Source organism: Oceaniglobus roseus, from assembly GCF_002869745.1.
Taxonomy (GTDB): domain Bacteria; phylum Pseudomonadota; class Alphaproteobacteria; order Rhodobacterales; family Rhodobacteraceae; genus Oceaniglobus; species Oceaniglobus roseus.
The window spans coordinates 1-9,232 of record NZ_PNOS01000068.1 but is presented as its reverse complement, the minus strand read 5'-3'; the positions used below and the strand labels follow the sequence as shown (position 1 = coordinate 9,232).

The window sequence follows — 9,232 nt, the reverse complement described above, 5'->3', positions numbered from 1 at the left end:
CCGCCTACCTGCCGCTCGACCCCGACCACCCAGACGAGCGGCTGGCCTTCATGCTGGCCGACGCCGCCCCCGCGCTCGTCGTCGCCGAGGCGGACCGCCACGCCCGCCTGTCCCGCCTCACCGACGCGCCGCTCCTCACCCCCGACCCCGACCCGACCCTCCCCGCCACGCCGCCCGCCCCCACCGCGACCCCCGACACCCTCGCCTACGTCATCTACACCTCCGGCTCCACCGGCCGACCCAAGGGCGTCATGGTCGGGCACCGCGCCATCGTGAACCGGGTGACCTGGCTCGACCGGGCGCTCGAGGTCACGGCGGAGGACCGGATCGTGCAGAAGACGCCCTACGGCTTCGACGTCTCGGTCGGAGAGATCTTCCTGCCGCTGATCGCGGGCGGGACCCTCGTCATCGCGCGGCCGGCGGGGCATGTCGACGTGACCTACCTGTCCCGCCTCATCCGCGAGGAGAAGGCGAGCATCGTGCATTTCGTCGCCCCGCTCATGGAAGCCTCGCTGGCCGTCGCCGACGCGGAGGACTATGCCAGCCTGCGCTTCGTGATGTGCTCGGGCCAGGCCCTGCCGCGCGCCGCGCAGGACAGGTTCGCCGAGCTCTTCCCCGATGTCGCGCTGCACAACCTCTACGGCCCGACCGAGGCCGCGGTCGAGGTCACGCACTGGCCGTGCCATGCCGACGATCCGCGCACCGGGCCGGGGGTGCCGATCGGGCGGCCGATCGACAACGTCGCGATCTACATCCTCGACGACGCGCTGAACCCGGTGCCGCAGGGGGTGGCCGGACATCTCTACATCGGCGGCGTCGCCCTGGCGCGCGGCTACCTGAACCGGCCGGACCTGACGGCGGAGGCCTTCGTGCCCGACCCCTACGGCCCGCCCGGCGCGCGGATGTACCGCTCGGGCGACCGGGCGCGGTATCTGCCGAACGGCGCGGTCGACTACCTCGGCCGCAGCGACGACCAGATCAAGGTGCGCGGAGTCCGCATCGAACCGGGCGAGATCGAGGCCGCGATCCGCGCCTGCGGATACCCCGGTGCGGCGGTGATCGCGGCACCGGATGCGAGCGGTGCGCTCGGGGTGCTGGCCTATGTGGTGGCCCCGCGGCTGGACGAGGCCGAGTTGAGGATGAACCTCGCCGCGCGCATCCCCGACCACATGATCCCCTCCGCCTTCATGGCGATCCCCGCCCTGCCGCTGACGCCGAACGGCAAGCTGGATCGCAAGGCCCTGCCGCGCTTCAACTTCTCCCTGGCCACCGAGTACGTCGCGCCGCGCACCGGGACGGAAGCGCGGATCGCCGCGATCTGGGGCGAGGTGCTGGGCCGCGACGAGATCGGCGTCGCCGACAATTTCTTCAAGCTCGGCGGTCACTCGCTGAAGGCCGTGACCGCGCTGAACCGCATCCGCGAGACCTTCGGCGTGGAGATCGGGCTGGAGAAGGCGTTCGCGCTGCAGACGGTCGAGATGTTCGCGCGTCACATCGACGGGCTGGCCCCAACGGCAGATCCGGGCCGCACCGGGCGGAAGCCGGTGCGGATATGACGGCGGCGGCGCTTTACAACCGGCTCCTGACGCTGGGGCTGACGGTGGCGGCCGAGGACGGCGACATCGTTATCGACGGCCCTACGGAACGGCTCGACGACGGTCTCGTGGAAGAGATCCGCGCGCACAAGGCCGCGTTGCTGGACCATATCGCGGCACGGGAGATCCGGCGCCGGGCGGCCCCCGGCGACAGCCCGCTCTCGGCCCAGCAACAGCGGCTGTGGTTCCTCGACCAGCTCGATCCGGGCAACCCGGCCTACAACATCGCCGCCGCCTATCGCCTGCGGGGCGCGGTGGATGTCGCGCGGCTCCAGTCCGTGCTGGACCGGATCGTCGCCCGCCATGCCGCCCTGCGCACGACCTTCGTCGCCGCCAGGGACGGGCCGGTGCAGCGGATCGAAACCGGGCTCCGGGTGCCGCTGGAGGTCACCGACCTCGGCGGGCAGGCCGACCGGCACGAGGCGGCGCAGGCTCTGGCCGATGGCCATGCCATGTGGCGCTTCGACCTGGCCAGGGGGCCCCTGCTGCGGGTGTCGCTGATCCGGCTGGACGCCGACGATCACGTGCTGGCCGTCAACATGCACCACATCATCTCGGACGGCTGGTCGCTGGGCGTGCTGATGCGCGACGTCGCCCGCGCCTATGCTGGGCTGCCGCTGGCCGAGCCGACGCTGGACTACGCCGACTACGCGATCTGGCAGAGGAACGCAGGGCAAGGCGCCCACGAGGACGACCTGCGCCACTGGAAGGACCGGCTTGCCGATGTGCCGCCGCTGACGACGCTGCTTGCCGACAACCCGCGTCCGGCGGTGCAGTCGCATCGCGGCGCGCGCGTCGGCCTCGCGCTGGATCCGGGCACGACCGGGCGGCTTCGCGACCTGACTACCCGGCGCGGCGGTTCGCTGTTCATGGTCCTGCTCGCCGCGATGGGGATCGTCCTGTCGCGGCATTGCCGGTCGGACGATCTGTGCATCGGCACGCCGGTCGCCAACCGCACGCGACCGGGGCTGGACGATGTCATCGGCTTCTTCGTCAACATGCTGCCGATGCGCCTTGCGCCCGACCACGACATGCCGCTTGGCGACTACCTCGAAGCTGTCCGCGACACCGTGATGGAGGCCTTCGCGCACCAGGACCTGCCCTTCGACCGCCTCGTCGATGCCTTGGGGATCGAGCGTCAGCTGAGCCACCCGCCGCTGTTCCAGACCGTCCTGACGCTCCGGGAGGCCGAGGGCGCCGGGGCGGCCCTGCCGGGCCTCACGCTCGAGCCGATGGAGCCGGGACGCGTGACGGCGCAGTACGACCTGTCGATCGTCCTTGCCGAGACGGACGAGGGCGGGCTTGCCGGGGCGCTGATTTGGGCCGCGGACCTCTTCGGGGAAGCGCGGATGGCCCGGCTGGCAGGCCACTTCACGAGGCTCCTGCACGCGATGGCGGAGGGCGAAGCGGGCACGCCCCTGCGCGACCTGTCGATGCTGGGGCTGGAAGAGGAGATCCTGCTGACCGGCGGGCTGGCCCGCGGCGCCGCGCGGGAGGTTCCCCGCGGCATCGCCCTGCGCGTCGCCGCGCTCTCGCGACAGGACCCCGATCTGCCCGCGGTCGTCTGCGGCGACATCACCCTGACGCGGCGACAGCTGAACGACCGTGCCGACGCGCTGGCGCGGGCCCTGCAGCGGGCCGGGATCGGCGTCGGTGACGTCGTCGGGGTCCACGCCGCGCCGACGGCCGAGCGCGTCGTCGCGACCCTCGCCGTCGCGCGCGCCGGGGCCTGTCTCCTGCCGCTGGACCCCGGCCATCCGGCGGCCCGGCTGCAATACATGGTCGCCGACGCCTCGGCCGCCGCGATCGTCGGGCGGGATCTGCCCTTCGCCGTCGACTGCCCGGTGCAGGACTTCGACGCGGCGCCGGGAGTGCCGGACCCGGTGACGCCCCCCGCCGAGGCACCGGCCTACGTGATCTACACCTCGGGCTCCACCGGACGGCCGAAAGGCGTGGCGGTGCCGTTCCGGGGTCTCGAGAACCTGGTCGCGTGGCAGGAACGGACGGCCGGGATCGCGTCCGGCACGCGGGTCAGCGCGATGGCGCGATTCGGCTTCGACGGCTCGATCTTCGAGACCTGGCCGACCCTTGCCGCAGGCGGCGTGCTGGTCCTGGCGCCGGCGCCCGCCCAGTCCGATGCGGCGCAGCTCCTGGCCTGGTGGGCCGACCAGCGGCTGGAGGTCAGCTTCATGCCGACGCCGCTGGCCGAGCTTGCCATGGCGCAGGGGGCCTTCCCGGACGGCCTGCGGTGGCTTCTGACCGGGGGCGACCGCCTGCGGCAGGCGCCGCCCGCCGGTGCGCCCTTCAGGCTCGTCAACCTCTACGGGCCGACCGAAACCTCGGTGATCGCCACGGCGGGCGAGGTCGCGCCGGGGGATGCCCACCTTCCGATCGGGCGGCCCATCGACAACCTGCGCACCTATCTCCTGGGCCCGGACCTGTCGCCGGTGCCGCTCGGCGCGGTCGGCCTGCTGCACGTGGCGGGGCCGGCGGTGGCGCAGGGCTACATCGGCCGCGCGGACCAGACCGCCGCCGCCTTCCTGCCCGATCCCTTTGGCCCGCCCGGCGCGCGGATGTACGACACCGGCGACCTGGCGCGATATCTTCCCGACGGACGGCTCGCCTATCTCGGACGGGTCGACGGCCAGATCGGCCTGCGCGGCTATCGCATCGAACCGGGCGAGGTCGAGCGCGCGTTGCAGGAGGCCGCGGACGGCAGAGACGCACTGGTGATCGCCGACGGCGGCAGGCTGCTCGGCTATGTCAAGACGGCCGACGGGATCGACCCCGACGGGGTGCGCGGCGCGATGGCCCGCCTGCTGCCGGATTACATGGTGCCGGAGGACATCGTCGCCCTGCCCGAATGGCCGCTGACCGCGAACGGCAAGCTGGACCGCGCGGCGCTGCCCCGGCCCGAGGCGACGGCGGCGGTCGCCGAGCCACCGCGAACCCAGACCGAAAAGCGGCTGGCGGCGATCTGGGAGGACGTGCTGCACCGGCCCGACATCGGCCGCCACGACAGGTTCTTCGCGCTCGGCGGCCATTCGCTGCTGGCCACGCAGGCGATCGCGCGGATCCGCGAAGGCTTCGACGTCGACCTGCCCTTGCGCATCGTGTTCGAGGCCCGCACGCTGGCCGACCTGGCGGCAGCCATCGACCGGGCGGGGACCGGCCCGGACGCGCTGCCCCCCCTTGGTCCGCGCGATCCGGCGACGGTCGGCGACCTGCCGCTGTCGCCCGCCCAGCGTCGGCTGTGGTTCCTCGAACAGCTCGAACCCGGCAACCCGTTCTACACCATTCCGGCAAGCCTGCGCCTTGAAGGTGCGCTGGATGTCGAAGCCCTGCGCGCGACGCTGGTCGCGCTCGCCGAGCGTCACGAGAGCCTGCGCACGACCTTCGTGGCGGTGGACGGCGCCCCGGTCCAGCGGGTCTCTCCGGTCGCCGATGTACCGCTCGACCTCGTCGATCTCTCGGCCGCGCCGGACCAGGTGGCCGATCATGTCGCGCGGGCCGCGCGCGCGCCCTTCGACCTGGCGACCGGGCCGCTTCTTCGCGCGTCCCTCCTCAGGCTGGGGGCCGACGATCACCTCCTTCTCTTCAACATGCACCACATCGTCTCGGACGGCTGGTCGATGGGCGTGATGATCCGCGACATGGGCGCGATCTATGCCGCGCTGAGCCAGGGGCGCCCGAACCCGCTGCCGCCGCTTGCCGTCCAGTACCCCGATTTCGCGGTCTGGCAGAACGGCTGGCTGACGGGAGAGCGTCTGCGCCGCGACGAGGACTACTGGCGCGCGCGGCTCGGCGACCTGCCGGCGGTTCCCGTCCGGCTGCCGCTGGACCGGCCCCGCCCGCCGGCGCAGTCCCACCGGGGCGCGACCCATTCCTTCGACCTCGATGCAGACCTCGGCGGCAGGCTGCGGCGTCTCGCGGATGGCCGCGGGGCGACCCTGTTCATGGTGCTGAACGCCGCCTACGCCGTCCTTCTGTCACGGATGTCCGGGCAGGACGACATCGTCATCGGCAGCCCCGTCGCGAACCGGCGTCAGCCGGCGCTGGAACACTTGGTCGGCTTCTTCGTCAACACGCTCGTCCTGCGCCATCGGGTCGATCCGGACCGGACCTTCGAGGGACTGCTGGACAGCGTTCGCCAGACCGCCCTCGCGGCCTACGACCATCAGGACCTGCCGTTCGAGCATCTCGTCGACCTCCTGAACCCCGCGCGCGACCTGGGCCACGCGCCGGTCTTCCAGATCAGCTTCGCCCTCCAGAACATGCCGACGCAGACGCTCGATCTGCCCGGCCTCGCCCTGCGCCCGTCCGGGACCGTGGCGACGACGGCGAAGTTCGACCTCACGCTGACCGTTTTCGAGATCGACGGCGGCGCCCTTCACTGCGACCTGGAATACGCCACCGACCTCTTCGACGCCGCCAGCGTCGAGCGGATGGGCCGGGATTATGCGCGGCTGCTGCGCGCGGTCGCCGACGATCCGCAGGCCGCGCTGCGCGACCTGCCCCTGACCAGCGCCGACGACCTGGCGCGGCTTGCGCGGTGGAACGACACCGCCACCGACGGCACCCCGCCCGATGTGGTCCAGGCCATCGCCGCCGTCGCCGCCCGCCAGCCCGACGCGACGGCGGTTTTCTGGCAGGACGAACGCCTGGGCTATGGCGCGCTCGACCGTGCCGCGAACCGCCTTGCCCACGCCTTGCGGGCGGCGGGCGTCGGGGCCGGAACGCTGGTGGGGCTGGGAACCGGCCGCGGCATCGCGCACATCGTCGCCGGGCTCGCCATCCTGAAGGCGGGCGGAGCCTTCGTGATGCTGCCGATGGACGCGCCCCCCGCGCGGCTCCGGCATATCCTCTCGGATACCGCGCTGCGCCACGTCGTCGGACCCCCCGATGGGGGCTGGCCGGCGGAGGTCACGGTGATCGACCCCCGTGCCGAGGGCCATCCCGAGACGCCGCCGCCCCCCGTCGCGGCCAGTGCGGCCAGCCGTGCCTATGTCGTCTTCACCTCGGGCACGACCGGCCGCCCGAAAGGATCTGTCAATACCCGTGCGGGCCTCGCGAACCTCTGCCACTGGTACGGCGCGGCCTTCGACCTCGGGCCCGGCAGCGTGGTCTCGGCCGTCGCCAACATCGCCTTCGACGGCATCCTGCCCGAGATCTGGCCGACCCTGACCCACGGCGCGACCCTGGTGCTGGTGCCCGAGGACACCCTGCGCGATCCCTGGCTGTTGTCGGACCTCCTGGCCGGGACTGGCGTCGACACCCTCTACCTGCCGATGGGCTATCTCGACGCGATCGCCCGGTCCGGCTTCGACTTTCCGCCGACGCTGCGACGGGTCCTGGCGGGCGGCGACCGGATGAAGGGCTATCTCCTCCCGCGGGAGTCGGGGCTGGAGCTTGTCAACGTCTACGGCCCGTCCGAGGTGCAGAGCATCTCGACCTTCGAGACGATCCGGGCCGATCATACCGGCACGGTCTCCATCGGGCGGCCGATCCCGAACGTGCGGGTCCTTGTCGTCGACGGCAGGATGACCCCCCTGCCGCCAGGCGCCGTGGGCGAGATCTGCATCGCGGGCCGGGGCGTCGGCGAAGGCTATCTGAACCTTCCCGCCCTGACGGCCGAGAGGTTCGTGCCCGACCCCCTCGGCCCGCCGGGCGCGCGGATGTACCGCAGCGGCGACATGGGGCGCTTCCTGCCCGACGGCCGCATCGACTTCGTCGGCCGCGACGACGGGCAGCTCAAGATCCGCGGCTTCCGCATCGAGCTCGGCGAGGTCGAGGCGGCCCTTCTGGACCAGGACGGCGTGGCCGAGGCGGCCGTCGTCGCCGCGCCGCTTGCGGAGGGCGATACCCGGCTGATCGCCTATGTCGTCCCGACCGCGCCGCAGCAGACGGGCCGGACGCACTGGGAAAGCACCTTCCAGCAGATCTACGGCGACGAGGCGCTGGTGGCGGGGGACCCCCGGGTCGATGTCGTCGGCTGGACCGACAGCTATACCGGCGCCCCGATCCCGCCCGGGGAGATGGTCGAATGGCTCGACCGGACGGTCGAGACGATCGCGGCGCTCGGCCCGCGCAAGGTGCTCGAGGTCGGGTGCGGGACCGGAATGATCCTCCACCGCATCGCGCCGCTGACGGAGCGATACGTCGCGACCGACCTGTCGCAGAGGGTGCTCGAAAAACTCGACCGCAGCCGACCGGCGCGCGATCCGCGCGTCGTGCTGCACCACGCCCCGGCCGACGACTGGTCGCCGCTCGAAGGACAGGACTTCGATACCGTCATCCTCAATTCGGTGGCCCAGTATTTCCCGTCGCTCGACTATCTCGAACGCTGGCTGGACGCCGCGGTCGCACATGTCCCGAAGGGCTCGATCTTCCTCGGCGACATCCGCAATCTCGCCCTCGCCGAGGCCTTCGCCCTGTCGGTGATCGAGTCCCGTGCGGCCGACGACACCGACATCGGCACGCTGCGTGCGCGCCTCGCCCGGGATCTGGCGATCGAGCCGGAACTCCTGGTCGATCCGGCGTGGTTCTTCGCCCAGGCGGGGCGCAATCCACGCATCACCGGGGTCGCGGTCCTGCCCAAGCGCGGTGCCGCGGTCAACGAACTGACCCGGTTCCGCTACGACGTGGTGCTGACCATCGACGGCGACCGCGCGCGGCAGCCGGAAGACTGGGTCGAGTTCAGGGGCTTCGACGGGATCGAAGAGGCGCTGGGCGCCGCGCCGCCCCGGCTGGCCCTGCGCAGGGTGCCCGATGCCAGGACCCACCGCGCGGCCGCGATGGCAAGCCTTCTGCGCGACCTGCCGGTGCAGGCCGACCTGTCGCACCTGCGCGCCCAGGTGGATGCCATGCCCTCCGCCGTCGCGCTGGACGACCTCGCCGCCCGGCATGGCTACCGGCTCGCCCTCGGCCTGGGGGCGGGCGGGCTGAACGTCGTCTTCTGGCGTGACGGCGGCCCGCCCGACTGGTCCGATCTCCATCCGCGGCCGCCGCGCGTCTCGCCGCGGCACGGCAACGTTCCCTATCAGCCGGAGCGCAATGCGGCGCTGGTCGAGAGCCTGACGGGGGCACTCGCCGCCCGGCTTCCGTCCTACATGGTGCCGGCTTCGCTGGTGGTTCTGGAGCGGTTGCCGCTGACGGCGAACGGGAAGCTGGACCGGCGGGGGCTGCCGGTGCCGGGTGCGGAGGCGCGGGGGGCGCGGCCCGGGGGCGGGGGGGCGGGCCGGGTGGCCGGGATCTGGGCCGAGGTGCTGGGCCTCTCGCCCGACGCGATCGGGATGGAGGACACGTTCTTCGCGCTCGGCGGCCACTCGCTGCTGGCGACGCAGGTGATCTCGCGGCTCCGGGCGGCCTTCGGCATCGAACTGCCGCTCCGGGCGCTGTTCGAGCATCCGACGCTGGCGGCGCTGGTGCCCGCGATCGAGGCGGCGATGGCCGCGGGCGGCGGCACCGAGGACGGACCCAAGCCGCGCGCCGGCACCGGCCCGGCGCCGCTGTCCTTCGCTCAGCAGCGGCTGTGGTTCCTCGACCAGCTGGCGCCGGGCGACACCGCCTACAGCCTGCCGATGGCGCTCAGGCTCGACGGCGCGCTCGACGCGCGCGCGCTCGCCGCGGCGCTCGGC

At 72.7% G+C, this 9,232-nt stretch carries 2 protein-coding genes; both read left to right on the top strand.

The window, feature by feature from the left end:
• A partial coding sequence (locus tag A7B20_RS20700; RefSeq protein ID WP_157937749.1) for an amino acid adenylation domain-containing protein occupies window positions 1-1,556 on the top strand: 1,556 nt, incomplete at its 5' end.
• Window positions 1,553-9,232: non-ribosomal peptide synthetase (locus A7B20_RS20695; RefSeq protein WP_157937748.1), on the top strand; the 7,680-nt coding region annotated here is incomplete at its 3' end. The genes A7B20_RS20700 and A7B20_RS20695, both read left to right, overlap by 4 nt.